The organism is Haloferax sp. Atlit-4N (genome assembly GCF_003383025.1).
Lineage (GTDB): Archaea > Halobacteriota > Halobacteria > Halobacteriales > Haloferacaceae > Haloferax > Haloferax gibbonsii.
Map to the genome: position 1 here is coordinate 1,130,629 of NZ_PSYY01000001.1, position 25,689 is coordinate 1,156,317.

Here is a 25,689-nt window from a genome sequence, read left to right on the forward strand (position 1 = left end):
GCTTCGACAAATTCTTGTCACACACTTGATTCGATTCGCGTATGTCCCTCCTCCCGTACTGGCTCTCGACGGAGTTCCCACACGTGCTGGTCGTCGCCGTTCCCCTCCTGTTGATACTTCTCCTCGCCGGCGGCCTCGCCGCGAAGGCGGTCGCCTCGCGGGTGCTCGAACCGCGGCGGGACCTCGAACGCCGAGTGGCGGAACTGGAAACGAAACTCGACGAGCGGTCCGACAAGTGAGTGGCGTTTCCCGGTCGTTCGGGAGCCGAATCAGGTACTGGACCGGGAGCCGGAGGCCGGGTCAGCAGTCGGAGCCGGTGTTTTTCTGCGCCGGGTGCCTACTCTCTCTTCGTGTGCACACTCATCCTCGCGTGGCAGGTGTTCGAAGACGCGCCGGTCGTCGTCGCCGCCAACCGCGACGAGCAACTCGGCAGGCCCGCCGAACCGCCACGGCGGTGGGACGACGGCGACGGTCCCGCAATCGTCGCCCCGCGGGACGCCGAGGCGGGCGGGACGTGGGTCGGCTACAACGACGCCGGCGTCTTCGTCGGCATCACCAACCGCTGGGTCGAGGTCGCGGGGGGCGGCGAGCGTTCCCGGGGGCACCTCGTCCGCGACGCGCTCCGCCGTGAGACCGCCGAGGACGCCGCCCGGTTCGTCGAACACGCGGTCGACGACCACACCTACGACGGCTTCAACCTCGTCGTCGCCGACGAGAACGCCGCGCTGTTCTTCGAGTGGGACGGCAGCGTCTCGGTTCGGAACTTCGACCCCGGCGTCCGCGTGGTCGTCAACGTCGGCACGCCCGACTCGTGGTTCGTCCCCGAGCGACGGCCCGAAGTTGGGGAGCGGCAGGCCGACAACGCCCGGCGATTGGAGGAGGCGCTCCAGCCCGAGCCTGACGAGTCGGTGACTGCGTGGCGCGAGCGGGCGAAGGCGGCGCTGGGCGACCACGACTTCGGCGTCTGCGTCCACGACCCGGAGGGTCGGTTCGGCACGCGCTCGTCGTCGGTCATCACGCTCGGCGAGGCGGAATTCGCCTACGAATTCGCCGACGGCCCGCCGTGTCAGACCGCCTTCGAACCGGTCGAACGTCAGGATTAAACCGCTCGCACGACGTGTAGGTGGTATGAGCGCGAGCGAAGCCGAGCAAGACCTTTCTTCCGACGAGCACGCGGGACTGGAACTCATCCGCGAGTCGGGCGGCATCCACCAGAGCGACTTCTGGAAAGAACTCGACATCTCCTCCCGGAAGGGGAGCCGCATCGCCGAGGTGCTGGAGTCGCTCGGTCTCATCAAGCGAACCGAGACCGTCTACAACGGCCACACCACCTACTACCTCGAACCCGCCGCGCGCGACCTCAGCTTCTCGATGCTGATGGCGGGCGACATGCTCTCGCCGCTCATCGGTGAAGAAGAGATAAACGCCAACAGCAACGCCTTCTCGCAGTGGCTCATGAATCTCGCCTACGAGGAGTACTGAGACGACCGCGGTCTCGTTCGAGAACCCGATAGACGACCGCTTTCCCGATTCTGTTTCCGGTCCGTTTTCCCTTCCGTCCGGGTCTGTTTTCATCCCGTTCAGCGTCTCGCTTGCACCCGTCACCGACCGTGAGCGACGCGACGCTCCGCCCGCCGCGTCCGAGCCGACGGTGCGGTCGCTCGGGGGGATGGGAGTCGAAGAAGAACGCGCGAGAACGGGAACCGCGGGACGCGGTTTACTCTTCGGTCTGTTCGTCGTCCTCGGTCGCCAACAGGTCGTTGGCTTCGAGGTAGCTCTCGATTTCGTCGTTAGACAGCTCGACGAAGCGCTCGGTCTCCGCGGAGACCGTCGCCACGTCGACGCCGTCGGGCGAGGTGCCCTCCTCGCTGGTCGAGCCGATGGCTTCGAGCGCGAGTTCGATACCCTCGTCGAGGGTCAGGTCGTCGCGGAAGTTCTCTTCGAGGTGCTCTTGGTGGTCGCCGCGGTCGGCTCCGATGGAGACGGCCTTCCACTCGTAGGGGGTCCCCGAGGGGTCCGTCTCGTAGAGACGGGGGGTGCCGTTTTCGACGCCGCCGATGAGGAGCGCGACGCCGAACGGGCGCGCGCCGCCGACCTGCGTGTACTGCTGGATGTGGTCGGTGACTTCCTTGGTCAGCGTCTCGATGCCGATGGGTTCGCCGTAGCGGAGGCGGTTGACCTGCGACTGGCGGCGGGCGAAGTCGATGAGCTGGCGGGCGTCGGCGACGTGGCCGGCGCTCGCGATGCCGATGTGGTCGTCCGCCTTGTGAATCTTCTCGACGCTCGTCGGCTCCATCAGCGGCGATCGAGAGCGCTTGTCCGCCGCGAGGACGACGCCCTCGGGCGTTCGCACGCCGATGCTCGCGGTGCCGCGCTTGACGGCCTCACGAGCGTATTCGACCTGATAGAGTCGACCATCCGGCGAGAAGATCGTAATCCCGCGGTCGTACGCCTGTTGTTGCGCTTGTCCCTGCATGGAATATCACTCGAAATCGAGTTGCGTCGCGCCCGTGAACCCGTCCGGACCGCCGACGTCCAAGAGTGAGTCGCGGACGACGGCGGTTCGGGATTCGTTCTCGAACACGACGGTTCTCTCCTCGGAAATTCCGGCCCGGCCGTGTAAATACCTTTCCGAACAGGCACGCACTGTCCCCGAGACGCCTCGCACTCTCACCCCGACGGGGTCGCCGCCGACGGCGTCGATGCAGGCGAGCGCGGCCCGGGCGTCTTCGACGTGACCGCGACGGGCGCGGACGATAGTCTCGGCGATACCGTCGGCGTAGTCGAATCCAAGGACGGTGAGGTCGGCGTCGGCGCTCCCGGCGTCGCCGTAGAGGTTCTGGGCGGCGTACCAGAGTTCGCGCTGGAACGGCCCGCGGCCGAGGTCGGCGTCGGGCCACGTCTCGACTTCGACGGCGAGGTACCGCCGCCGCGGCCGGAGGTGTTTGGGCAGGTGTTTCATCGGCTCAGTTCACTCGTCGGCGGTCGGCGCTCGCTCGGCGACGAGGACGCCCACCTGCTCGTGGACAGACTCGACGGCCGTGAGGACGAACCCGGCGTCCGTGAGCGCGTCGGCGAGGAAGCCGACGGTCGCGGGGTCGTCCACCTCGGGCGAGTAAAACGGCTCGTCGGGGTCGGGCGTCCCGAAGAACATCACGTCGCCGAGGACGAACCGCCGGGGTTCGAGGTCGCCGATGACCCCGATTGCCTCGCGTTTCTCCTCGTCGGAGAGGTGGTGCATGGCGAAGTTCGTGACCACGATGTCGATTTGCTCGTCGTCGTCCACGTTCGGTTCGCGGAACCGGCCCTCGCCGAACTCGACGTTCTCGATGCCGACTTCGGCCGCCTTGGTTCGGGCCTGTTCGAGCATCCCCTCGCTGATGTCGCGGCCGACGACGCGCTTCGCGTCGGGGGCGAGCGCGAGGGCGATAGCGCCCGTTCCGGTGCCGAGGTCGAGGACCACGTCCTCGGGGGAGGGGTCGGCGTAGTGGACGACGAGCGAGACGCACGCGCGGTACTCATCGCTGTCTTGCGAATCGTCGTACTCCGCGGCGATGTGGGAAAAGCGGGCGGCGTGTTCCTCAATCGTCTTCTTCATACCGTCCCCGTTTGACGCCGGGGGCTATGAACGACTCGGACATGCGCTCGCGGTTGCGCGCCGCGAGGCGACCCCACTCGCGGAGGCCGTCGAGCACCTGCTCGGGGTCGAAGCCGATGACCTCGCCCAGCCCCGCCAGCTCGCGGGGGCTCCGCAGGTGGAGGTGCGACGACGGGGTCGCGGAGACGACGTAGGGCGCGTCGTAGTACTCGACGAGTTCGCGGAGCTTCCGAAGGGCCGAAATCGCCTGTACGCGAGTCCCCCCGTCGCTTCGAAGCACCGGACCGAAGTCGAACTCCACGCGGACGCCGTTGTCGCGGGCGGCCTTGGCGAGGACGTGATTGAAGTTGCCGTCGCCGTCCATCGGACGCGAGAGCACGTCCACTCGCGGCTGTTCGACGGCGAAGCGGTTGAGCGCGTTCGTGCCGCCGCGGAGGATGAGCAGTTCGCGCTGCGGGCGGTAGTTCCCGACCGCGCCGCTGGCGCGTTCCGGGTTCGACGCGTCGATTTCGACGGCGTCGACGAGGTCCACGTCGAGGTCGTCGCGCAGGCGGTCGTAGTCGGGGCTGGCGTCGAGCGCGCGGACGACGACGCCGTCGTAGTCGTACCGACCGGCGGCGACGGCGGCGCGGCTGGCCGTACTCTCGCCGTCGGGGTGTGCGTAGACCGCCTCGTACATACGCCGACACAGGAACGGGTGGGAAAAGGGCGTTGCGTTCCGGGGCTCCGGCGCGAGGGAGGGCGACGGACCGTCAGAACCGGGCGTACGCAGCGAACGACGCGAGGCAGAGCGCGGCGACGCCCGCACCGACGCCGAAGCCGGGGACCTCGAACCCGGACCGCGAATCGGTCGTCGTCGCCGTCGACGGCGGGGCCGTTTCGGTCGTCGTCGCCGTGGTCTCGACGTCGGGCGTGAGCGTCGAGTCACCGGGCATGTTGTGCGTCACGAGCGTGGCGTTTTCTTGGTAGATAGACTGCTGGTTGTGGCGAATCGAGACTTGAACCGGACCGCCGCGGAGCTGGGACAGCTCCGAGAGGTCGAACGTGACGTCGAACGTGCCGTTTTCGCCGACGCGGACGGCCTTCGAGACGAGGAACGGGTGGGTGTCACCCACGGACTTCACGCGGACGCCGATGAGCGTCCCGGACGAGAACGAGGTCGTCCCGTGGATGTGCTCGTCATCGGCCGCGTCGAGCGTGAGTCCCTCGCCGGAGTGGTCGATAACGGTGCCGTCGGCGGCGACGGCTCCCGGAAGCGACAGCGCGACGACGACGAGGAGGGAGACGACGAGATGGGGAGGGCGCATCGTCCGAAACGTATCGTTCGGACAACAAGTACGTTTTGATTAATTAACAGTTAGGCGGTGAGCGCGGCGACGGCGGCGCGGAGCGCGGCGGCCGCGGTTCGCACGTCGTCGGTGCGCACGTACTCTCTGTCGGCGTGCGCGACCGCGCCCTCGTCGTCGGCGAGGTCGCCGGGACCGAAGACGACGACGGGCGCGGGCGAGAAGTAGGAGGCCTCGGTCGCGGCCGTGAAGGGCCGGACGTCCGCCCGCCCGCCGGCGTCTCGGGAGGCCGCAGCGAGCGCCGTCACGAGTTCGTGGTCGGGGTCGGTCGCGAACGCTTCGAGGAACGGCGTCGGGCGCTCCGTGAGCGCGAAGTCGACGCCAACGTCGTCGGGCGCGGCGGCCCGGAGCGTCGATTCGAGTTCCTCGCGGAAGCCCTCGGCCGTCTCCGGCGGGACGCTCCGGCGGTCGACCACGAGTCGGCAGTCGGCGGGCACCTGATTCGAGTTCGCGCCGCCGTCGACCATCGTCGGCGTCAGCGTCGCCGGGCCGAGTTCGGGGTGGGCCTCGCGGTCGTCGTCGAACGACCGGAGCGCGTCGAGGACCGACGCGAGCGCGTCCACGGCGTTGACGCCCGACTGCGGCTCGGCCGCGTGCGCGGCGACGCCCGACAGCGACACCGTTCCCTCGAACCGACCCTTCGCGGCCGTACAGACGTCGAGGCCGGTCGGCTCGCCGACGATGTACATGTCGCCGTCGAGGTCGAGTTCGGCGGCGCCCGTCGAGAGGAGTTCCTCGTCGGGCGTGATGGCGAGCGTCACTCGGGCGTCGGGGCCGGGGTCGGCGGCGAAGAAGGCCGAAAGCAGGGCCGCGAGTGGGCCCTTGGCATCGCAGGAGCCGCGGCCGTGGATGACGCCATCGTCGCGGTCGTACGGGACGTGCGGCGAGACGGTGTCGATGTGCGTGTTGAGGACGAGGTGCGTCGCCGGCTCCGCCGCTCCCTTCGAGGCGACGGTGTTGCCGGCGTCGTCCACGGTCGGGGAGACGCCCTCGGCTTCGAGCGTCTCGACCAGCAGGTCGCGCATCTCGCCCACGTCGTCGTTCGACGCGACGGGGACGGCCCGTTCGAGGAACGCCACGGGGTCGAACCCGTCGGCGTCGCCGCTCATCGCTCGCGGAAGACGATGTCGGCTTCGCCGTCGCCCTCGTAGACGGCGGGTCCGCCGAGGAGCGCGGAGCCCTCGTCGGGGACGGTCACGGAGAGCGCGCCGCCCGGCGGGGTGACGGTTACGGCGTCGTCACCGGAGACGTGTCCGAGTCGCTTCGCGGCCGCGACGACGGCGACCGCGCCGGTGCCGCAGGACTGCGTCTCGCCTTCGACGCCGCGCTCGAAGGTGCGCTGACGGAAGCCGCCCTCGCCGTCGGGGGAGGCGAGCGTGACGTTCGCGCCCTCGGTGAACACCGGTGCGTGACGGACCGCCGGCGCGACCGATTCGAGGTCCACGTCGTCCACGTCGTCGACGAAGGCGACGGCGTGGGGCACGCCCGTGTTGACGGCCGTGACGGTCAGGCCCTCGACCTCGGTGTCGACGAGTTCGTCGTCGGACGCGAGCGGTACGTCGCGGGGCGCAAACGAGGGCGCGCCCATCTCGACGGTCACGTCGGTGCCGTCGAGGCTCGCGCGGCGGGTCCCGGCGGGCGTGTCTATCATGACTTCGTTCGTGCCGGTTCGCTCGGCGGCCCACGCGGCCGCGACGCGAGCGCCGTTGCCGCACATGGCGGCGACGGAGCCGTCGGGCTGGACGAGGGTCATGACGACCCGCGGCGGGTCGTAGCGCGATTCGAGCGCGAGGAACAGGACGCCGTCTGCGCCGCGGCGTTCGCTCTCGCTCATGGTGATTCCGGCCTCGCGGTCGCAGTGGGTGCGGGCGAAGGCGGGTCGGTCCGGGACCGGGTCGTCTGCGTCGACGACGAAGAAGTCGTTTCCAGTGCCGTGGAACTTTTCGAAGGGAACGGTGTTGAGTACGCTCATGATTCTGTGTTGGTGCTTGGTCAGTTGGGGATGTGCTCGGATGCGGTTCGTTCGAGTGCGGTGACGTCGTCGAGGGTCTCGCGCCGGCGGGCCAGTCGGGGGCCGTCGGCGTCGAGGACGACTTCCGGGGGGCGCGGACGAGAGTTGTAGGTGCTCGCCATCTCGTAGCCGTACGCCCCCGCGTTGCCGAGCGCGAGACAGTCGCCGCGCTCGGGTTCGGGGAGTTCGCGGCCGTCGGCGAACACGTCGCTCGTCTCGCAGACGGGGCCCGCGACGATGGTCGAAACCGGGTCGGCGTCGGGCCGAGAGAGGTTCGAAATCGCGTGGTACGCGTCGTACATCGCCGGTCGGAGCAGGGTCGTCATACCAGCGTCGATGCCGACGACGGTCGTCTCGGGGGCCTCCTTCACGGTGTTGACCCGCGAGAGGAGGACGCCGGCGTCGGCGACGACGTAGCGGCCGGGTTCGATTGCGAGTCGCGCGTCCACCTCGCCGAGCGCCTCGCGGGTCGCGTCGGCGACGGCGTCGAGGTCGAGCGGCGGTTCGTCCTCGCGGTAGGGGACGCCGAAGCCGCCGCCCACGTCGACGAATTCGAGGTCGCCGACCTCTCGGGCGAGGTCGCCCATCCGGCGGACCAACTCGCGGTGCGCCGAGAGGTCGTCGCCGGAGATGCCGCTTCCCGCGTGGGCGTGGACGCCGACGAGGTCGAACTCGTCGCGCGCGTCGGCGGCGATGTCGGGGACGCGGTCGATGGGGATGCCGAACTTCGCGTGCCCGCCGGTCGTGACCTTCTCGTGGTGGCCCGCGCCGACGCCGGGGTTCGCGCGAAGGCAGAGCCGACCGTCGAAGCCGCGCTCGCGCAGGCGGTCGATAGTGTCCGCCGCGCCGACCGTGACGGTCATCTCGGGGTTCGACTCCCACCGCGAGACGACGTGGTCGAGGTCGGCGTCCGGCGGGTTGACCGCCGTGTAGCGGACGCGCTCGCCGGGGAAGCCGGCGTCGAGGGCGCGCTCGACTTCGCCCGCGGAGGCGCACTCGGCGTCGACGCCGGCCTCGCGGACGGTTTCGAGCACCGCGCGACCGGCGTGGGCCTTGACGGCGTAGCTGACGTGCGCCTCGGGGAACGCCTCGCGGAGTCGGTGACAGTTCTCGCGGACGCGACGGAGGTCGGTCACGTACAGCGGCGAGCCGAACTCGTCGGCGAGCGACAGCAGGTGCTCGCGGTCCCAGTCCGAGAGCCGCCGGACGGCCGGCCCGCCGCCGCTCATTCGCGCAGCGCCTCCTCTCGACGGGTGGCGTCGAGGGTGTCGTCCTCGATGTCGAGGGCGACGACCGCGGGCTTGTACGCGCCGCCGGCGAACAGGTCGTGGTCGCCGAGCGACGACTCCACGAAGCGCGTGAAGGCGCGGCGGTTCGCGGGCAGGTGGCCGTAGTAAATCTCCTCGTCCACGAGGTCGTAGACGGGGATTCGGGGCGTCAGAAGCGTGTTCTCGCCGACGATGGAGTTCTCGCCGACGACGAAGCCGGAGGTGACTCGACAGCCCGCGCCGAGCGCCGCGCCGTCTTCGACGACGACCGGGGCGTCCTCGACGGGTTCGAGCACGCCGCCGATGAGCGTGTTCGCGCCGAGCTTGACGTTCGCGCCGATCTGCGCGCAGGAGCCGACGGTGTCACAGGAGTCCACGAGCGTGCCGTCGCCGACGTGCGCGCCGACGTTCACGAACGAGGGGCTCATCATGATGCAGTCGGAGCCGAGGTACGCGCCGCGGCGGATGGCGGTGCCGTCCGGGGTGTTGCGCGTGCCGCGCTCGCCGAGGTCTTCGGTGTCGCGCAGGGGGAGCACGTCGTGGTACCGGACGTCGCCGTACTCGCGGGCGAGCGTCTCGCGCAGGCCGAAGTTGAGCAGGATGCCCCGCTTGACCCACTCGTTGGCCTCCCACGAGGTCACGTCGGAGCCGGTCTTCTCGGCGGCGCGCACCTCGCCCGCTTCGAGGGCGTCGAGGAACGCGTCGAGCGTGTCGAGTTCGTCGACGGTCGCCGATTCGGCGTCCACGTCGCCGTCGTTGTATCGCTGCCACAGGTCTCGTACGTCGGATTCCAGGTTCATTCGAGTACCTCGGTGAAGTCGTACCACCCGGCGTCGCGGTCGGAGAGCCACGCCGCGGCGTCGAGCGCGCCGGCGGCGAAGACACCCCGCGACCCCGCGCGGTGCGTGAGTGAAAGAGACTCGTGATTTCCAGCCAGTAATACCTCGTGCTCACCGGCAATATCCCCCGCCCGGCGAGCGTGGACGCCGACTTCGCCCTCGGACCGGGGCGCTTCGCCCTCGCGGCCGTGGACGCGCGGGGACTCACCGCGTGCTTCGTCGATGTCGTCGAGGATGGTCAGCGCCGTTCCGCTCGGGGCGTCGCGCTTGGCGTTGTGGTGCGTCTCCGTGAGTTCGATGTCGTAGCCGTCGAGGGCGGGAACCGCCTCGCGGACGGCCCGGCGGAGCGCCGCGATGCCGCGCGAGAAGTTCGAGGCGTACAGCACCGGGACCTCCGATGCGGACTCGCGGAGCGCGTCGAAGCCGCCCTCGCTCAGCCCGGTCGTCCCGGTGACGAAGCCGACGCCCGCCTCCGCGCAGGCCGACGCGTACTCGATGCAGGAACCCGGGCCGGTGAAGTCGACCACGACGTCGGGGTCGCGCGAGGCGAGCAGGTCGGCGAAGTCGGCCGCGTCCTCGACGGCGACGCCCTCGACCTCGTCGCCGGGCGAGCGGCTGACCGCGAAGGCGACCGAGAGGTCGTCGCGGTCGGCGGCCGCGGCGAGGACTTCCCCGCCCATGCGGCCGGTCGCGCCGGTGACGCCGAGAGAGACCGTCACTCGGCAGCACCCCCGTCCGGAATCGCCTGTTCGGCTTCGAGGTCGGACAGCAGGCGGCGCAGTTCCTCGGTGTTCTCCTCGGTGAGGCGGGTGAGCGGCGGGCGCAGGCTCGCCGGGCCGTAACCCCGAATCTCCATGGCCTCCTTGACCGGGATGGGGTTCGTCTCGGAGAACAGGTGGCGGTTCAGCGGGGCGAGGTCGTGGTGGATGTCCCGGGCGCGCTCGTAGTCGCCCTGCAGCGCCGAGTGGACCATCGCGCCGACGCGCGCGGGCTCGACGTTCGCCGTGACCGAGATGGCTCCGACGCCGCCGACCGAGAGAATCGGGAGCGTGAGCGCGTCGTCGCCCGACAGCACCGCGAACTGCTCGTCTCGGGTCCGCTCGACGACCTCCGAAATCTGGCCGAGGTCGCCGCTGGCGGCCTTGTAGGCGGTGATGTTCGGGTGCTCGGCGAGCGTCGCGGCCGTCTCGGGGAGGATGTTGCTCCCGGTGCGCCCGGGGACGTTGTAGACGATCTGCGGCAGGTCGATTTCGTCGGCGATGGTCCGGTAGTGCTCGACGAGACCGCTCTGCTCGGGCTTGTTGTAGTACGGCGAGATGAGAAGCAGCGCGTCGGCCCCGGCGTCGGCGGAGCGCCGAGAGAGTTCGAGCGCCTCGCGGGTCGAGTTCGACCCGGAGCCGGCGACGACGGGCACGTCCTCGACGGCCTCGACGGCCGCCTCGACGACCTCGACGTGTTCGTCGTGGGTGAGCGTCGCCGACTCGCCGGTCGAACCGACGGGCACGATGCCGTCGACGCCGGCCTCTTCGAGGCGTCGCACGTCGGCCTGGAACTGTTCGAAGTCGATACTGCCGTCGTCGTGGAACGGCGTGGTCATCGCGGGATAGACGCCGCGGAAGTCGAATGATGTCATGTGTCGGTGATGGGTGTGGTGACGGTCGTGGGAAGGTCGGTATCGGTCGTGTGACCGGAACGTGCGTCAGCCGAAGGCCGCCCGAGACGGGGTCGCTACTCCCGCAACGAGCGATTCAGTACGCACGTTTTTTCGAAAAGAAAGCGGCACGCGACGCTGTCGAGGGTGTGGTGACCTCCGAGGGCCGCGTCGCGTCGTTCACACCGGATGCAGGTGCTGGAAGCGTAATATAACTTGCGTCGTCTGCAGGACCTGCCGGACCTCGACGGCCCGCCTCCGGCGGCTTTGGGGCGCTCTCCGTCCGGTTTCCGGTCACCGAGGTGGACACTCGTCCGACGCGTGCCCGCCTCCCCGGACGGTTATTAGCCCGCGCCGCCCAAGCGTCGTACGAATGACCGAGATTCACCCCGACCAGCGCGTCGCCATCCTCGCCGACGCGCAGAACCTCTACCATACGGCACAGAGTCTGTACTCGCGGAACATCGACTACTCGTCGCTCCTCAAGAAGGGAACGGCGGGCCGCGCGCTCACCCGCGCCATCGCCTACGTCATCCGAGCGGACTCGCCCGACGAGGGGAGTTTTTTCGATGCACTCGTCGACATCGGTTTCGAGACGAAAATCAAGGACATCAAGACGTTCGGCGACGGCTCGAAGAAGGCCGACTGGGACCTCGGCATCGCGCTCGACGCGGTCAGCCTCGCCGACCACGTGGACACGGTCGTCCTCTGTTCGGGCGACGGCGACTTCGAGCGGCTCTGTACCCACCTCCGCCACGAGGGCGTCCGCGTCGAGGTGATGGCGTTCAAGGAGTCCACCGCGGACGAACTCGTCGAGGCGGCGGACGCGTTCATCGACCTCTCCGAACGAAAAGAGACGTTCCTGCTGTAGGTCGCAGGGCGATTATTCGAACTGCGGAATCACCGAGTCGCCGTCGATATCGGGCCCGGCCGTTCCGGCCGGTCCGTTCGAGCCCGAGTCGTGGGCCTCGAAGAAGGCGACCGCGTAGACGTACTGGAACGTCGCCAGAACCATCTGCGTCGCCAGCGAGATGGCGGCGATGGCGGCGATTTCGGTCGGCGAGAATCCGAGACCCGCCTGCGCCGCCGCGGGGTTCGCCGCGTCCTGTACCTGCTGGACGTTCTGGAACGTCCGAAAGACGATGAATCCCGTGACGGGGATGCTGATGAGGAGGCCGACGACGAACCGGATGACCGAGTAGCCGAGCGAGGGGACGATGTTGTTCCGGACGAGTCGGTAGCTCTCGCCGAACGACTCGATTGCGCCCTTGTCGCCGACGACGACCGCGACGGGGTAGAACTGAACGAGGAAGATGACGACGAAGTACGCCAGCCCGATGAGGCCGAGCACGGCGAGGCCGACGAGGAAGCCGCCGCCGAGAGCGAAGTTGGAGACGTCGCCACCGCCGGCGGCGAGGCCGCCGAGGCCGAGCGAGATGGCCATGACGACCGCGGCGATGAGGAACACGATACCGAAGGCGATGACGATGCCGAGTTGGACGATGTTCGCGAGGAGCATCGGGACGTACTTCTCGCGGCCGACGTCGGTCAGGGTCGAAAGCGAGGTCGACCCCCCGCTGTCGACCGCCTCGTCGGCCATCCCGTAGAGGCCGGCGGCGACGAACGGCGTGACGAAGAACGTCACCGCCATCAGGGCGGTCGGGACGATGGGTATCTGCGCCAACTGCGTGGCGAGTTGCGGGAGCGTGACGAGACCTAAGGCGAGCCCGGCGAGGAACAACACCGGGTTCGAACGGATGCCTCGGAGGGCGGTCTGGAGGGAGCTAATCGCAGCCATACCTCGACGTGTCGATGCGATAATACGTAAAACGGGTGGGTCGAGACGGCGGCGTACTGGGGTCGCGGCCGAGCCCGCGAGCGGCGTGTCAGGCCGTTGGCGTCGCCAGTCGGGCGACGGTGGCGACCGCGCCGAACGCCGCGATGGCGGCGAGCACCGTCGGGAGCCGCCAGTCGAGCGCCGTCTGGGTGAGGAGCGCGCTGCTCGCGAGCAGCAGCACAGTCCCCACGGCGGCGAGTCGAACGTCCACAGACATACTCCGACGGGGGTCTGTCCCGTACTTAGGGCTTTCCGTCTCGAACGTGCGTGCTAACCCGGTACACGCGGCCGGGCGGGACCGCGACCCACTTTAGCCGGCGGGGCGAACGACTGGGTATGACCGAAGGTCACGCGACCGATTTGGACGACCTCCGGGTCGTCGCCGACTACCAGTTCGGGGCCGGCGCGGGCGACGCGCTGTTCCCGACCGACGCGGACATCGAACTCTCGCGCTCGCGCAGCGGCCGCCCGCGACAGGTGTACGTCGAGGGCGACCGCGTCACCTCCTACGGCACCGACGGCCGGTTCACGCTCGGCGTCGCCGGCGGCCGCCGCCTCTACGACAGTCTCGACGGCGACGCCTACGTCGTCCGCGTCGGCGACGAGTCGGTTCCGTTCGTCAGCGACGGCAAGAACGCCTTCGCCAAGTTCGTCACCGACGCCGACCCGGCGGTTCGCTCGGGCGACGAGGTGTGCGTCGTCGGCCCCGACGGCGACCTGCTGGGCGTCGGTCGCGCGGAACTCTCCGCGGACGCGATGCTCGATTTCGAGGCGGGGATGGCGGTTCGCGTCCGCGAGGGCGCGGACGAAGAGTGAGGTGAAGTCGGGGAACTCGGACGTTACGCCGCTGTTGGGATTCTAGAGAGGTGGGAGAGATGGGGTGCGAGACGTAGAGGGTGAGTTCAGCACGACAAAGAGGCTCTACCCACAGACCACATTCTAAACCTCTCGTTCAGTTGGGGTCCGTATCAACTACCGTCTTAGCGTACTGATTTCGCCCAAATCGGTTCAATAATGTTACTTGGTTGGGGAGTCGTGATTTTCTATGGCTTCTGGGCGCTACCCTCGTATCACGGTTACTGAAGGCCCTCAACCCAGCAAGAAACCCTTCCAGCTCAGTATGGAGAAGCTACGCGATTTCTCATCCGATGCACCTGCTCAGATTCGGGGTTCATTTGAGAATCTTTCCTCCGAAGAGCAAACGGTTGGCTTCGGCGCAATCCAGCCGTACTCCAGTATCTGGAGTGAAGGCCAAGGATGGCTTGTTCTCATTCCGAGTGACCGTCAGGTACAGAAACACGCCTTCGGAACAGACGAACAGATTATCCCGGACCGCTCGGTCGAGGGGTGCTGGCAGACGAATCTTGTTCACTTCGTTCTTCCTGACGTGCTTAGATGGCAGTCACTCGATGCGGGAGAGTGCATTCAGACCGAATACACTGTACTGCATTACCCGGAGCGGGAAATATTGGAGGCCACGATGGACAAGTGGGTGAGTAACCGACCCGAAGATATGGGTTGTCTTCCCGCAGGGGAACACCGCTTTACCGAATCATTTGTGCCGAAAGTTAGAGCGGACACGACATGGGAAGAGTTTGAGTGGAGCTATACACTCACGATTGAAGAATAGCTCTCCATCTGCCGACTCGGACGACCGAAGCCCGGCAAGTTACCATGACCGATTCGCGCTCTATCCAGCACAGCCGCAACAAACAATCACCGGCAGAGAACTTCGACGGCGCCGGTTTTTACAGGTACGGCGCGAGGCCGAGCGCGGAGACGAGCGGGACGCCCGCGACGACCGAGCCGACGAGGTAGCCGCCTATCGCGCCGCCGTTGAGAAGCGGCAGGCCGGCGTGCGCCCGCCCCTTCATCACGGCCCACATCAGCCCGGCGAACCCGGCGAACGTCCCGACCATGGCGAGGAGCGCCGGGAGATTGAGTGCCGGGAGCGCACCGAAACCGAGCGACGGCGCTTCGGAGAAGAACGCGCCCGAGGCGACCATCACGGTCGGCATGACCGCGTCGCCGAGGCCGATGAAGAACGCGTCGCGGTCGCCGGGGTCTGACTCGTCGGCGTCGGCGTCGGCATCGGCATCGGTATCTGCGTCAGCCGCTTCTGCGTCAGCCGTCTCCGCGTCGACCGCACCCGCGGGTTCGCCCCCGTCAGTCGCGTTCTCGCCGTCGCCGACCTCGTTGGCGTCGCGGGCGAAGTCGTCGTCGAGAAGCGAGTACGACAGCGTCGTCGGGATGACGAGCACGACCGGAATGCGGAGGTCCATCACGCCCTCCGCGAGGTCGAGCATGTGCTTCGTCTTGTAGACGCTGATGGCGTCGTAGATGGCGAGGACGGAAAGGAGCACGATGGCCGGGAGGAGGCCGAAGCTGATGCCGAACAGGGCGGCCGCGCCGGCACCCATGAGCGCCCCGGCGGCGTCGATGACGTACCACTCGGGGTAGACCAGCAGGGCGAGGGAGACGCCCGCCGAGAGGGCGATGGCGACCAACCCGTTGGGGACGAGCGCGGCGAAGACGTACCACGCGAGCAGGCCGCTCGTGAAGACGATGACGAGGCGGATGAGCTGGTCGAGGTCGTACTTGAACGCCGCGAGCATGAACGCGGTCATGACGATAATCGCGCCGATGTAGAGGAGGCTGTTCGTCGGGTCGGTGGGGTCTTCGACCGTCTGGTACCCCTGTTCGAAGAACGTCGGCACGAGGGCGAGCGCACCCACCTGCACGACGAGGAAGATGAGGGCGGCGAGGGCGACCCCCCGATAGGCGCGGCGTGACATGCAGGGGCGTTCCCACCCGAGGAGTATGGGGGTTGCGCTCTGGAGTCGTCAGCGAGCGTAGAGCTTGTTGCCGACGAGTCGGGCGGGAGAGCCGTCGTCCGCCGTGACGGCGACGTAGGGGCGGTCGACCGGGCCGAACACGTCCACGATGCGGCCGACCGTCGACAGCGACTCGTCGAGGACCATGGTTCCGATGTCGGGCGTGTCGTCGTCGTCGAGGCGGACGATAGCGAGTCCCTGCGCCGTTCGGGAGACCGTGCCGATTCGCCGCATCAGTCGCGGAGGATTCCGACGTAGGCGGCGACCGCCTGCACGATGTCGTTTTTCGTGGCGTCGTCGGCGTTGTTCACGAGGACGCGCCCGCGGGTTTCGAACTCCCGAGAGTACCGCTTGTCCCGTTCGATGACGGCGTCGTAGCCGACCTGCTGGACGGCCTTCGCAATCTCGTCGACGGTCGGCGCTTCGACCGCCGCGGACTGGGCGACCCGTCGGCCCTCGCTGCGCGAGAGCGCGGCGTCGAGGTAGGCGGGGTAGATGACGTTCTCGACCATACCCGTGTGTCCGCCATCCGCCGGTAATACGGTTGTGGTCTCACGGAGCCGGACGACGAGAAGTGGAAAACGACGCGCGGGTCGGTCCGGTTACCGGCGACGCGCGAGCAGGACGACCGCGCCGATGGCGGCGAGGCCGACGACGACGCCGAATCCGGGCGCGTCGCTCTCGGTGGTCGATTCCGACGACTCGGTCGTCGCGGGCGACTCGGTCGCGTCGGTTTCGGTCGCGTCCGCGTCCGCGGTCGTCTCAGTTGCGTTCTCGGTGGCGTCCGTCGCCGACTCGGTTTCGAGCTGCTGGTAGCGCTCGTAGGCGTCGGGGTGGACCGCTTCGAGAATCTCCTCGCTCGCCTCGATGGCGCGCGGGGCGGGCTGTTGGAGCTTGTGCGCCTCGATGACGATGACGTTGCCCTCCTGTATCGCCGTCGTGCTGTTGTACGCCGGACTGCTCGGCACCGGCGCGTGGTCGGGGACGACGATGTACTCGGGGTTCATGTCGACGACGAGTTCCTCGTTAATCTGGGCGAAGCCGGTGAGGTTCGCCTCCGCCGCGCCGTTGCGCAGGCCGGCGGTCGTCATGATGTCGGAGATGAACGTCTCGGAGCCGGAGGTGTAGCCGAAAAAGGAGTTGAGACCGACGGGACGCTCCGCGCCGTCGAGGGCCTGTCGCATGTGCTCCATCGACTCGCGCATCTCGCCCGCGCGCTCGACGCCGGCCTCGCAGTTGCCGGTCATGCGGCCGACGCGCTCGGTCTTGTTGGCGACGGCGTCGAGCGACTTCCCGGACTCGAAGACGACGACCGAGATGTCCGCCGAGCGAAGCTGTCCGACGCGGTCTGGCTCGGCGTTGTACGAGGAGTTCGGGACGAGCACGAGGTCGGGTTCGAGGCCGATGACGGCCTCGACGTTGAGGCCGCCGGAGCCGGAGACGTTCCCCTTCTCCGACGCGCCGTCGAGGTACATGGCGTACTGCGAGACGCCGACGACCTCGTCGCGCGCGCCGAGTTCCCACATGGTCTGGGCGGCGCTCGGGTTGGTCGTGACGACCCGCTCGGGGTCGTCGGTGATGGTGACTTCGGTTCCCGTGGCGTCGGTGACTGTCATCGGGAACGTACACTGCGCGGGCTGCTGCTGTGCGGTCTGGTCTACCGCGGCCGCGGCCGGTGCCGGAACCCCGGCGAACACGGTCGCGAGCGCCAGTAGGGCGACGACGAGTTGTCGGTTCACGGTAGTGGCCTCAGCGACTGTTCAATAAATATTTACCTACTGAAAGCGCGGTTGTGTTCAATGAGCGTTCGCACGCGGGCGACCACGTGGTCGCTCGGCCTCTCCGGGCTCTTGCTTCTCGTCGTCGTCGTGAGCGCCGGCATCGGGGCCGTGACCATCCCGCCCCGGACCGTCGCCGCCATCCTCGCCGACGCGGTTCCCGTCCCGGTCGGCGTCTCCCTCGGCGGCGCGACGGTCCTCCCCCTCGTCGGGCCGGTTCCGACGCCGACGCTGGAGTTCGTCTCGCCGTTCGCGTTCTCCGTACCGAGACCCGCCCGCATCATCGTGCTGTCGGTCCGCCTGCCGCGCATCCTCCTCGCGGCGCTCGTCGGCTTCGCGCTCGCCACCGCGGGAACCGTGATGCAGGGCTTCTTCCGCAATCCGATGGCCGACCCCTCCATCGTCGGCGTCTCCTCGGGGGCCGCCGTCGGCGCGGTCGCGACCATCGTGCTTTCGCTTTCGATTCCGTTCGGTCTCGAGGGCGCGGCCTTCGTCAGCGCCGTCGTCACCGCCTTCGTCGTCTACCTCCTCGCCAGCGAGAACGGTCGGACGCCCGTGGCGACCCTGCTTCTCGCGGGCGTCGCCATCCAGACGTTCCTCGGCGCGGTCATCTCGTTTCTCCTCCTCCAAAGCGGCGAGAGCCTCCGACAGGTCGTCTTCTGGCTCATGGGCCACCTCGCGGGCGCGACGTGGAGCGAGGTCGGCATGCTCGCGCTCGTCCTGCCGCTTCCGTTCGTCGTCTTGTTGGTCCACGCCCGCGACCTGAACGTCCTGCTGCTCGGCGAGGAGGACGCCCACGCCCTCGGAATCGAGGTCGAGCGGACGAAACAACTGCTCCTCGCCACCGCGAGCGTCGTCACCGCCGCGGCCGTCTCGGTCTCCGGCGTCATCGGCTTCGTCGGCCTCGTCGTCCCCCACATGCTCCGACTGCTCGTCGGCCCCGACCACCGGGTGTTGCTCCCGGCGTCGGCGCTGGCGGGCGCATCGTTCCTCGTCGCCACCGACACCGTCGCCCGCTCCGGCGGCGCGGAGATACCGGTCGGCGTCGTCACCGCCGCCGTGGGCGCGCCGTTCTTCCTCTACCTGCTCCGCACGCGGGAGGTGCGCTCGCCGTGAGCGACTTCGACCGCTCCGGCGACACCGACCTCGGTGCCGACGCGGACTCCGCCGACTCCGACCCCTTCGGCGACGCCGGCCCGGCGATTCGACTCGACGACGTGTCGCTCTCGCTCGGCGGACACTCGATTCTCGACTCCGTCTCCGTCGACGTGGGCGAGGGAACGTTCGTGGGCCTCATCGGTCCCAACGGCGCGGGGAAGACGACCCTGCTCCGGACGCTCAACGGCGCGCTCGCGCCCGACGAGGGGTCGGTCCGCGTCGTCGGCGAGGACGTGCACGCCCTGTCGTCGAAGGCGGCGAGCAGGCTCGTGGCGACGGTCCCCCAGACGACGAGCGTCACCTTCGACTTCCCCGTCCGCGACGTCGTCGAGATGGGGCGGACCCCGCACCGCGGGCGGTTCGACGGCTGGCGCGAGCGCGATACGGCCGCCGTCGACGACGCCATGCGTCGGACCGCCGTCGAGTCGCTTGCCGACCGCCCGGTGACGGAGGTCAGCGGCGGCGAGCGCCAGCGCGTCCTCATCGCCCGCGCGCTGGCACAGGAGACGCCCGTCTTGCTCCTCGACGAACCCACCGCCAGCCTCGACATCAACCACCAGGTCCGCACGCTCGAACTCGTCTCCGACCTCGTCGCGGACGGGACGACCGCGGTCGCGGCCATCCACGACCTCAACCTCGCGGCCCACTACTGCGACGCGCTCGTCCTCCTGTCGGGCGGGCGCATCCTCTCGGCGGGCGACCCCGCGGCGGTGCTCTCCGAGGAGCACTTACGCGAGGCCTTCGACGCCGAGGCGGTCGTCTCCCGCCACCCCGTCACCGGTTCGGTGTACGTGACCGCCCTCCCGCCGTCGTCGGACGACGCCAACGGTCGGGTTCACGTCGTCGGCGGGGGCGGCACCGGCGCGCGGGCGCTCCACCTGCTCTCGGCGGCCGGCTACGCCCTCTCAGCCGGCGCGCTCAACGAGGGCGACACGGACGCCGAGGCGGCCCGCCGGGTCGGCGCGGACCTCGTGACCGTGCCGCCGTACTCGCCCGTCGACGACGCCGCGCGGGCCGCGGTCGAGTCGCGGGTCGAAGCCGCCGACGTGACCGTCGTCGCCGACGTGGAGGTCGGAGACGGCAACCTCGCCAACCTCGACGCGGCCGCCGAGGCCGACCGCCTCGTCCTCGTCGAGGAACGCCCCTTCTCTGAGCGAAACTACGCGGGAGACGAGGGCTTCGCGGTCTACGAGCGCCTCCGGGAGCGCGGCACCATCGTCGAACCCGGTGACCTGCTCTCGGTCGTCGGCGAACTCGCCTGCGACTCGTTCCGCGAGCGCGACGACGGCGCGGACGGCACCCGCGACGGCGAAACCGGTCCGGGCGACGCCGACGCCGGCGCGAACGACGCAGAACCGACCCACGACGACGCCGGTGGCGACGACACGGCGGCCGACCTGTTCTCCGATTAAGCTGTCGTTGCACAGCGCTACGCACAGCATATTCAAGGCCTGAGCGCGCGTCTAGTGGTTCGTTTTCTGAGAGGAACACGGACATGAAACTCGCACTCATCGGTATCGGACAGGCTGGCGGCAAGGTCGTCGACGCCCTCGTCGACTACGAGCGGCGGACGAAGACGGGGTTCGTCGTCGACGCCATCGCGGTCAACTCGGCTCGCGCGGACCTCCGGGGGCTCCGAAACGTCCCCGAATCGCGGCAGGTGCTCGTCGGTCTGACGCGCGTCAAGGGCCACGGCGTCGGCGCGGACAACGAACTCGGCGCGGAGGTGACCGCGGAGGACGTGGGCGACGTGCTCTCGATGGTCGACGACCTCCCGGTCCACGAGATAGACGCGTTTCTCGTCGTCGCCGGGCTCGGCGGCGGCACCGGCTCGGGCGGCGCGCCCGTCATCGCGCGCGAACTGAAGCACATCTACACCGAGCCCGTCTACGGCCTCGGTATCCTCCCCGCGCGGGACGAAGGCGGCATCTACACGCTCAACGCCGCGCGGTCGCTCCAGACGTTCGTCCGCGAGGTGGACAACCTCATCGTGTTCGACAACGACGCCTGGCGGAAGACCGGCGAGTCGCTCGAATCCGGCTACGGCAGCCTCAACGCCGAACTCGCTCGCCGCCTCGGCGTGCTGTTCAGCGCCGGCGAGGGCGACGGCTCCGGCGCGGTTGCGGAGTCCGTCGTGGACGCCTCCGAGATAATCAACACGCTCGGGAGCGGCGGCGTCTCGACTATCGGCTACGCCGCCGTCGAACTCGACCGCCCCAAGCGCGGCCTGCTCTCCCGGCTCTCCGGCGGGAAGGCCGACGCCGAGGACGGCGGCGACTCGACGAACCGAATCACCAGTCTCGTGCGCCGCGCCGCCCTCGGCCGGCTCACGATGCCCTGCGAGATTGCCGGCGCGGAGCGCGGCCTCGTCGTCATCGCCGGCCCGTCGGACGTGCTCTCGCGCCGCGGCATCGAGCGCGCGCGGACGTGGCTCGAAGACGAGACCGGGACGATGGAGATTCGCGGCGGCGACTACCCCGTCGACTCGGACTTCGTCGCGGCGGTCGTGCTCCTGTCGGGCGTCTACGACGTGCCGCGGGTGAAAGAGTTGCAGGCGGTCGCCATCGAGACCCAACGCGACATGCTCGCCAAGCGCGAGTCCAGCGCGGCGTCGCTCGACGACCTCGTCTCGACCGGCGACGACCGCATCGAACCGCTGTTCTGACCGTCTCTCCGGCGGTTCCTCTCACGTTCATCACGGGGAAGGGTCATAGTGCCGCGGTACCAATTGACGACCGATGGCCGAGTACCCGCTGAAACAACGGTTCGTGCTCGACACCTCGCTGTTTCTCTCCGAGGAGATTCGAGACGACGACGAGACGTTCGAGGAGGGAATCGAACGGCTCCTCGACACCATCGCCGCCGCGCGGCTGGACCTGAACATCTCGTGTTACATGCCGCCGTCCATCGCCGCGGAGCTGGAACACATCCTGCGCGAGCGCGGCGTCTCGGAGGACGTACTCGGCAAACTCGACACGTGGGTCATCAAGAAACACCCCGACCGCTACGAGGTGTACATCCCCGCGGAGGTCGTCTACCGCTTCATCGACGAGATGTCCGACCGGGTCAACCGCGGGCTCCGCGTCTCCGAGAAGGCCGTCCGAAAGGCCGAGGAGTCGAAACAGCGGTCCAACGGCGGGTCGAAGCTCTCCGACGTGGACAAGGTCATCTCCGACCTCCGCGAGGACTACCGCGGCGCGCTCAGACAGGGCGTCCTCGACTCCCGCGAGGACTTCGACCTCCTCATCCTCGCCCGCGAACTGAACGCCGGCGTCGTCACGGAGGACACCGGCATCATCAGTTGGGCCGCCGACTTCGGCCTTCGAAACCTCCGCGGGCGGGCGTTTCCGACCCTCTTAGAAGAGTACCTCATGGCGCTCGACAGCCCGCGTCCGTGGAGCAAGGGCGACGACGGCGTCGACGCCGACCGACTGTAACGCCGCTCTCACTCCATCGCTTCGAGGTCGACGAAGCTTCCCTCGAACGCCGATAGCCACCGGGTTAGCTGCGCTTCGGGCGTCGCGTCGGCCGGGTAAATCGTGCACTCCTCGCGCCCGTCGGGATGCGTGGTCATCCGAGACGCGAGCCGCGGGCGGACGGGGTGTTCGCGCCCCGAGTCCGGCGGGTGCGCCGGCTCCGACCCCATCAGCGGTCTCCGCCGAGGGCGACTTCGAGCCCTCGGTCGTCGTTCAACGAGACGGTGACCGACTCGACGCTCGACCGGTACTGGTGGGTGTGGGTCCCGTTCGCCCGCAGTTGGAGCGTCTCTTCGAGCAGGGCCGCCTCCGAGAGCTGTTCGACCTTCCGGTAGGTCGTCGACAGCGGCACGTCGCACACCTCGGAGAGGTCCTGTGCGGTCATCGGCTCGGTCGCGCTCTGTAGCGTCGTGAGGATTCGCCGGCACGCGCGGTCCGAGAGCGCTTCCAGCACCTGTTCCGCCTCCAGTTCGGCGGGCTTCGGTCCGGTCGGCGTGCGTCTGAGGCCGGTCTGCATGCTCGCCCGTAGATTAGCCCGCGTCGCCCGTCGAAGGGCACCCAGAATATGCGGGGCGCTTTATACACCCCGCGACCCGCCGTGGTCCGCGCGACGGCAGTCGGCGGGGGAAACGAACCACGATATAAAGGCCCGGTGTATCGGGGGTGTTTATATCAGGGGGTGGAGCGACTGCATACTCTTATGACGAGCGCAGCGGGCATCAGAGCGGAGTTGAAAGTGACGGGGCCGGACGGCTGTCCGGTCGCGACCGTCTCCGAGGGCGACACCTCGGGCTACGCGCTCTCGCGGAGCATGGCTCCCAACGAGCGCGGGTCGGTCGTCGAGGAGTTCGTCTTCGACGACGACGCCGAGGTCCCAGAGGAGATGGAGGAGTTGTTCGAGTACGGCGACGGGAGCGTCTACCGGTTCGACCGCGAGGGCGGCATCGGCTGTCCCTGCGAGCGCGTCGAGGCGTTCGACTGCCCGGTCGTGGACGTCCAGACGCGCGACGGCGCGCTGTTTTTGACCTTCCACGCGCCCGACGTGGAGACGCTCCGCGACGTGGTCGCCTCCCTTCGGGAGTCGTCGGGCTCTGTGGACGTGCGCCGACTGCTCCAGTCGTCGTCCGACGAGTCGCGGGACCTCGTGTTGGTCGAGCGCGGCCAGCTCACCGACCGCCAGCGCGAGGTGCTGGAGACGGCCCACGAGATGGGCTACTTCGACCACCCGCGGCGCGCGAACAAGGGCGAGGTCGCAACCGAACTCGGCATCACGACCTCGACGTTCTCCGAGCACCTCGCCATGGCGCAAAAGAAGCTCATGGGTGCCATCCTTCAGGGGTGACGAGATGAGACGCGCCGACGGGGTATCAGCCCCCCGCGAATGCAGGGTGCGCCCCCTCGGGTCTCCGCGGCGTACCGCTACCCGGTGAGCAACGATGCGCGAGTTCGACGTGACCTGTCCCGAGTGCGGCGAGCGCTATCGGGTCAACGAGCCGATGATGCGGACGCTCCGGGAGACCGGCTGCGTCCTCTGTACCGCACCGCTGAACGACGCCCTGCGGTCCGCGTGACGCCGACGCCGGCCGGCCTGCCCGCGGACTGAGGGGCGAGGAGTTCACTCGCCCGCGACGACGCGCGGACGACGACGCGAGGACGACGACGCGCGCTTACTCGACGACGACGACGCCGACCATGCCGAGCGTCTCGTGCGGGACGCAGACGTACTTGTACTCGCCGGACTCCTCGAACGTGTACTCGAAGGTGTGGCCCTCCGAGACGGTGAGTTCCGACTCGAACAGCCCGTCTTCGCGGTTGACGACGTTGTGGGTGCCGCCGTTTCCGGTCCACTCCCAGACGACCGTCGTCCCCGGCGAGACCTCGGCTGCGGCGGGGGCGAACGCGTAGCCGCCGCCGTTGCCGTCCGCGCCGACCGCGACCGTGACGGTGTCCTGTCCCGTCAGGTCGTGGACGCCGTCGTAGTTCCCCGTCCGGTCGAACCAGCCGCCGAAGTCCCGCATCTCGCGGTCGGCGGTGTCCTCCCCGCCGGACGAGTCGCCGCCGTCGTCCGCGCCGCCGGAGCCGTCGCCGGACGAACTCGAACAGCCCGCCAACAGCGCGATACCTGTCGAAGCCGCCGTTGCGCGGAGAACCGACCGCCGGGTGAACCGTTGCGTCATTAGCTGGCCGTAGTGAGTGGCCGAACAAGTCTAAAGCTTCGATTCCCACGCGCTGAAAACGGGCGAAACGAGCGTGGCCACTCCACCCGAAGGCGACGACATGGACGACGACGACCCGAGGCGACGACCGCGAATCGACGGCAGCCGCCAGTGGGAAGTGTTCTACCGCGACGCGTCGGCCGAGCCGATGCGCCACGTCGGCAGCGTGAGCGCGCCCGCCGAGGACCTCGCGACCGAGCAGGCGCGGACGCTGTTCGGCGACGGCGACGCGGACCTCTGGCTCGCGCCGGCCGACGAGTTCCTCCGACTCGGCGGGAACGACCTCGCCGCGAAGGGCGACGCGGCGGACGGCGAGACGGCGGGGGCCGCCCGCCGTGCCGAAAACGGGGTGTCGGTCGAGTGATTTCCATCAGCAAGCTCCTGTGCGGGCAGGGCGCCGAGGGCGACGGCCTCCGCTACGACGACCCCGACGCCGACATCGACCAGATACGCGAGGAGAAACAGAAACGTCCGGTCGTGGTCTGGAACACGACGCGGCGCTGTAACCTCTACTGCGAACACTGCTACGCCGGGGCCGACCTCGACCCCGCACAGGGCGAGCTCTCGACCGCCGAGGCGAAGGGGCTCATCGACGACCTCGCGGCCTACGACGTGCCCGTCCTGCTGTTTTCGGGCGGCGAGCCGCTCGTCCGCGAGGACCTCGTCGAACTCGTCGACTACGCCACCGACGCCGGCATCCGGGCGGTGCTTTCGACCAACGGGACGCTCATCACCGAGGAGAAGGCCCGGGCGCTCCGCGACGCGGGGCTCTCCTACGCCGGCGTCTCAGTCGACGGGTTAGAGGAGCGCAACGACCGCTTCCGCGGGAAAGACGGCGCGTTCGACGCCGCCGTCCGCGGCATCGAAAACTGCCTGTCGGTGGGGCTCAAGACCGGCCTCCGGTACACCATCACCGAGCACAACGCCGCCGACATGGAGGACGTGGTCGACCTGCTGTACGACGTGGGCGTCGACCGCTTCTGCTTCTACCACCTCGACTACGGCGGCCGCGGCGGCGACATCGCCGACGCCGACCTCGACGACGAGGCCCAGCGCCGCGCCGTCCGCCGGCTGTTCGACATGACCCGCGAGTACCACGCCGAGGGCGAGGAGATAGAGACGCTTCTGGTCGGCAACTACGCCGACTCCGCCTACGTGGTCGAGTACGCCCGCGACGAACTCGACGCCGAGCACGCCGAGCGGATTCACCGGTACCTCCGCGTCAACGGCGGCGACCCGACCGGCGAGCGCGTCGCCGACGTGGACTACCGCGGCGACGTCCACCTCACGCAGTTCTGGCAGGGGTACAGCCTCGGCAACGTCCGCGACCGGCCGTTCGGCGACATCTGGGACGACGAGTCGAACCCGCTTCTCGCCAAGCTCCGCGAGCGGGAAGAGCATCTGACCGGCAAGTGTGCTTCGTGCCAGTATCAGGACGTCTGCCGCGGCTCCTCGCGGCTTCGGTCGCTCGCGGCGACGGGCGAACTGTTCGGTCCCGACCCGCAGTGCTACCTGACGCCAGAAGAGCGCGGCGCGGGTGCCGACGCGAGTCCGGGCGCGGCCGACTGAAGTTCCCTTTCACCCGCTGGGAACGCACCCTACGCGGCTCTGTTGAAACCCTCAGGTTCTGACAAGAGATACGTGACACAGACAGAGAGTGCATTCAGCACTGACGTC

Annotated in this window: 34 protein-coding genes; 14 read left to right on the forward strand and 20 right to left on the reverse strand. The window is 68.7% G+C overall.

From position 1 onward, the window contains the following. Positions 1–41: 41 nt before the first annotated feature. The 3 genes from C5C07_RS05870 (at position 42) to C5C07_RS05880 (ending at position 1,482) form a co-directional block, all read left to right on the forward strand. Positions 42–239, forward strand: a complete 198-nt coding sequence (locus C5C07_RS05870) for a hypothetical protein (RefSeq protein ID WP_115804719.1) — start codon at positions 42–44, stop codon at positions 237–239. Between the two features lie 111 nt (positions 240–350). Then, a complete protein-coding gene (locus C5C07_RS05875) occupies positions 351–1,103 on the forward strand; it encodes an NRDE family protein (protein WP_115804720.1) in 753 nt (250 codons plus the stop codon). Positions 1,104–1,128: 25 nt separating this feature from the next. Continuing rightward, positions 1,129–1,482 carry a hypothetical protein gene (locus C5C07_RS05880; protein WP_004977518.1) on the forward strand — a complete coding sequence of 118 codons (354 nt, stop codon included), beginning with the start codon at positions 1,129–1,131 and terminating at the stop codon, positions 1,480–1,482. Between the two features lie 235 nt (positions 1,483–1,717). On the opposite strand, the gene psmA is transcribed toward C5C07_RS05880, so the two are convergent. The 11 genes from psmA to dapA all read right to left on the reverse strand — a co-directional run bounded on the left by psmA (position 1,718) and on the right by dapA (position 10,695). Next, entirely contained in the window at positions 1,718–2,476 is a 759-nt protein-coding gene (psmA, locus tag C5C07_RS05885) for an archaeal proteasome endopeptidase complex subunit alpha (RefSeq protein WP_004977517.1), read from the reverse strand. A gap of 6 nt (positions 2,477–2,482) precedes the next feature. Then, a complete protein-coding gene (locus C5C07_RS05890) occupies positions 2,483–2,962 on the reverse strand; it encodes an Rpp14/Pop5 family protein (RefSeq protein WP_004977516.1) in 480 nt (159 codons plus the stop codon). Between the two features lie 9 nt (positions 2,963–2,971). Further along, positions 2,972–3,598 carry a class I SAM-dependent methyltransferase gene (locus C5C07_RS05895; protein ID WP_115804721.1) on the reverse strand — a complete coding sequence of 209 codons (627 nt, stop codon included), beginning with the start codon at positions 3,596–3,598 and terminating at the stop codon, positions 2,972–2,974. Beyond that, complete coding sequence (locus tag C5C07_RS05900) at positions 3,582–4,277, reverse strand: RNase P subunit p30 family protein (RefSeq protein ID WP_004977514.1); 696 nt, start codon at positions 4,275–4,277, stop codon at positions 3,582–3,584. Before C5C07_RS05900 ends, C5C07_RS05895 begins: the two co-directional genes overlap by 17 nt. Positions 4,278–4,350: 73 nt before the next feature. Then, positions 4,351–4,905, reverse strand: coding sequence for a BGTF surface domain-containing protein (locus C5C07_RS05905; RefSeq protein WP_004977513.1), 555 nt, complete (start codon positions 4,903–4,905; stop codon positions 4,351–4,353). A gap of 50 nt (positions 4,906–4,955) precedes the next feature. Next, positions 4,956–6,053: a M20 family metallopeptidase gene (locus C5C07_RS05910; protein ID WP_115804722.1), complete on the reverse strand. Its 1,098-nt coding sequence runs from the start codon at positions 6,051–6,053 to the stop codon at positions 4,956–4,958. After that, complete coding sequence (dapF, locus tag C5C07_RS05915) at positions 6,050–6,916, reverse strand: diaminopimelate epimerase (protein ID WP_115804723.1); 867 nt, start codon at positions 6,914–6,916, stop codon at positions 6,050–6,052. Before dapF ends, C5C07_RS05910 begins: the two co-directional genes overlap by 4 nt. A gap of 20 nt (positions 6,917–6,936) precedes the next feature. Further along, on the reverse strand, positions 6,937–8,184 hold the full coding sequence (gene lysA / locus C5C07_RS05920; protein ID WP_004977510.1) for a diaminopimelate decarboxylase: 1,248 nt from the start codon (positions 8,182–8,184) through the stop codon (positions 6,937–6,939). Beyond that, positions 8,181–9,023 carry a 2,3,4,5-tetrahydropyridine-2,6-dicarboxylate N-succinyltransferase gene (locus C5C07_RS05925; RefSeq protein ID WP_004977509.1) on the reverse strand — a complete coding sequence of 281 codons (843 nt, stop codon included), beginning with the start codon at positions 9,021–9,023 and terminating at the stop codon, positions 8,181–8,183. The genes lysA and C5C07_RS05925 overlap by 4 nt, the downstream gene beginning before the upstream one ends. Continuing rightward, positions 9,020–9,781 (reverse strand): 4-hydroxy-tetrahydrodipicolinate reductase, encoded by a 762-nt coding sequence (gene dapB, locus C5C07_RS05930; RefSeq protein WP_004977508.1) that lies wholly within the window; start codon positions 9,779–9,781, stop codon positions 9,020–9,022. The genes C5C07_RS05925 and dapB overlap by 4 nt, the downstream gene beginning before the upstream one ends. Then, the gene (dapA, locus tag C5C07_RS05935; RefSeq protein ID WP_004977507.1) at positions 9,778–10,695 is read right to left on the reverse strand and encodes a 4-hydroxy-tetrahydrodipicolinate synthase; all 918 of its coding nucleotides are present in this window, start codon (positions 10,693–10,695) and stop codon (positions 9,778–9,780) included. Before dapA ends, dapB begins: the two co-directional genes overlap by 4 nt. Before the next feature lie 391 nt (positions 10,696–11,086). On the opposite strand from dapA, the gene C5C07_RS05940 reads away from it, so the two are divergent. Beyond that, positions 11,087–11,584, forward strand: a complete 498-nt coding sequence (locus C5C07_RS05940) for an NYN domain-containing protein (RefSeq protein ID WP_004977506.1) — start codon at positions 11,087–11,089, stop codon at positions 11,582–11,584. Positions 11,585–11,596: 12 nt separating this feature from the next. On the opposite strand, the gene C5C07_RS05945 is transcribed toward C5C07_RS05940, so the two are convergent. Then, positions 11,597–12,511, reverse strand: a complete 915-nt coding sequence (locus tag C5C07_RS05945; RefSeq protein WP_004977503.1) for a hypothetical protein — start codon at positions 12,509–12,511, stop codon at positions 11,597–11,599. Positions 12,512–12,599: 88 nt separating this feature from the next. After that, positions 12,600–12,767 (reverse strand): hypothetical protein, encoded by a 168-nt coding sequence (locus C5C07_RS21265; protein WP_156224355.1) that lies wholly within the window; start codon positions 12,765–12,767, stop codon positions 12,600–12,602. Between the two features lie 119 nt (positions 12,768–12,886). On the opposite strand from C5C07_RS21265, the gene C5C07_RS05950 reads away from it, so the two are divergent. Beyond that, the gene (locus C5C07_RS05950; protein WP_004977500.1) at positions 12,887–13,366 is read left to right on the forward strand and encodes a PUA domain-containing protein; all 480 of its coding nucleotides are present in this window, start codon (positions 12,887–12,889) and stop codon (positions 13,364–13,366) included. A 304-nt stretch (positions 13,367–13,670) separates the two neighbouring features. Beyond that, positions 13,671–14,180 (forward strand): hypothetical protein, encoded by a 510-nt coding sequence (locus C5C07_RS05955; RefSeq protein ID WP_233510289.1) that lies wholly within the window; start codon positions 13,671–13,673, stop codon positions 14,178–14,180. A gap of 118 nt (positions 14,181–14,298) precedes the next feature. Here C5C07_RS05955 and C5C07_RS05960 read toward each other — a convergent pair whose 3' ends face one another. From C5C07_RS05960 to C5C07_RS05975, 4 genes are all read right to left on the reverse strand, one after another. Next, positions 14,299–15,345: a presenilin family intramembrane aspartyl protease PSH gene (locus C5C07_RS05960; RefSeq protein WP_115804725.1), complete on the reverse strand. Its 1,047-nt coding sequence runs from the start codon at positions 15,343–15,345 to the stop codon at positions 14,299–14,301. 48 nt (positions 15,346–15,393) lie between these two features. Further along, positions 15,394–15,618, reverse strand: coding sequence for an H/ACA ribonucleoprotein complex subunit GAR1 (locus C5C07_RS05965; protein WP_115804726.1), 225 nt, complete (start codon positions 15,616–15,618; stop codon positions 15,394–15,396). Next, positions 15,618–15,896, reverse strand: coding sequence for a signal recognition particle subunit SRP19 (srp19, locus tag C5C07_RS05970; RefSeq protein ID WP_004977493.1), 279 nt, complete (start codon positions 15,894–15,896; stop codon positions 15,618–15,620). The genes C5C07_RS05965 and srp19 overlap by 1 nt, the downstream gene beginning before the upstream one ends. 90 nt (positions 15,897–15,986) lie before the next feature. Beyond that, positions 15,987–17,123 carry a PGF-CTERM-anchored ABC transporter substrate-binding protein gene (locus C5C07_RS05975; RefSeq protein ID WP_115804727.1) on the reverse strand — a complete coding sequence of 379 codons (1,137 nt, stop codon included), beginning with the start codon at positions 17,121–17,123 and terminating at the stop codon, positions 15,987–15,989. Positions 17,124–17,183: 60 nt separating this feature from the next. Between C5C07_RS05975 and btuC the strand changes: the two genes are divergently transcribed. The 4 genes from btuC to C5C07_RS05995 all read left to right on the forward strand — a co-directional run bounded on the left by btuC (position 17,184) and on the right by C5C07_RS05995 (position 21,757). Next, a complete protein-coding gene (gene btuC, locus C5C07_RS05980) occupies positions 17,184–18,278 on the forward strand; it encodes a vitamin B12 ABC transporter permease BtuC (RefSeq protein WP_004977489.1) in 1,095 nt (364 codons plus the stop codon). Then, on the forward strand, positions 18,275–19,732 hold the full coding sequence (locus tag C5C07_RS05985) for a heme ABC transporter ATP-binding protein (protein ID WP_004977488.1): 1,458 nt from the start codon (positions 18,275–18,277) through the stop codon (positions 19,730–19,732). The genes btuC and C5C07_RS05985 overlap by 4 nt, the downstream gene beginning before the upstream one ends. Before the next feature lie 83 nt (positions 19,733–19,815). Next, the gene (cetZ3, locus tag C5C07_RS05990) at positions 19,816–20,985 is read left to right on the forward strand and encodes a tubulin-like protein CetZ3 (protein WP_115804728.1); all 1,170 of its coding nucleotides are present in this window, start codon (positions 19,816–19,818) and stop codon (positions 20,983–20,985) included. Positions 20,986–21,058: 73 nt separating this feature from the next. Further along, on the forward strand, positions 21,059–21,757 hold the full coding sequence (locus C5C07_RS05995) for an RNA ligase partner protein (protein WP_008092760.1): 699 nt from the start codon (positions 21,059–21,061) through the stop codon (positions 21,755–21,757). Between the two features lie 8 nt (positions 21,758–21,765). Here C5C07_RS05995 and C5C07_RS06000 read toward each other — a convergent pair whose 3' ends face one another. Both C5C07_RS06000 and C5C07_RS06005 read right to left on the reverse strand, forming a co-directional pair. Further along, positions 21,766–21,966 (reverse strand): hypothetical protein, encoded by a 201-nt coding sequence (locus C5C07_RS06000; protein ID WP_115804729.1) that lies wholly within the window; start codon positions 21,964–21,966, stop codon positions 21,766–21,768. Beyond that, positions 21,966–22,313: a helix-turn-helix domain-containing protein gene (locus tag C5C07_RS06005; protein WP_050458894.1), complete on the reverse strand. Its 348-nt coding sequence runs from the start codon at positions 22,311–22,313 to the stop codon at positions 21,966–21,968. Before C5C07_RS06005 ends, C5C07_RS06000 begins: the two co-directional genes overlap by 1 nt. A 183-nt stretch (positions 22,314–22,496) precedes the next feature. Between C5C07_RS06005 and C5C07_RS06010 the strand changes: the two genes are divergently transcribed. Beyond that, a complete protein-coding gene (locus tag C5C07_RS06010) occupies positions 22,497–23,138 on the forward strand; it encodes a helix-turn-helix domain-containing protein (RefSeq protein ID WP_004977482.1) in 642 nt (213 codons plus the stop codon). A gap of 94 nt (positions 23,139–23,232) precedes the next feature. After that, positions 23,233–23,367, forward strand: coding sequence for a hypothetical protein (locus C5C07_RS22095; RefSeq protein WP_004977481.1), 135 nt, complete (start codon positions 23,233–23,235; stop codon positions 23,365–23,367). A 96-nt stretch (positions 23,368–23,463) separates the two neighbouring features. On the opposite strand, the gene C5C07_RS06015 is transcribed toward C5C07_RS22095, so the two are convergent. Next, positions 23,464–23,973 (reverse strand): halocyanin domain-containing protein, encoded by a 510-nt coding sequence (locus C5C07_RS06015; RefSeq protein WP_049905249.1) that lies wholly within the window; start codon positions 23,971–23,973, stop codon positions 23,464–23,466. 73 nt (positions 23,974–24,046) lie between these two features. On the opposite strand from C5C07_RS06015, the gene C5C07_RS06020 reads away from it, so the two are divergent. After that, a complete protein-coding gene (locus C5C07_RS06020; RefSeq protein ID WP_394338703.1) occupies positions 24,047–24,376 on the forward strand; it encodes an Htur_1727 family rSAM-partnered candidate RiPP in 330 nt (109 codons plus the stop codon). Next, positions 24,373–25,581, forward strand: coding sequence for a TIGR04347 family pseudo-SAM/SPASM protein (locus C5C07_RS06025; RefSeq protein ID WP_004977476.1), 1,209 nt, complete (start codon positions 24,373–24,375; stop codon positions 25,579–25,581). Before C5C07_RS06020 ends, C5C07_RS06025 begins: the two co-directional genes overlap by 4 nt. The last annotated feature ends 108 nt before the right edge of the window (positions 25,582–25,689 follow it).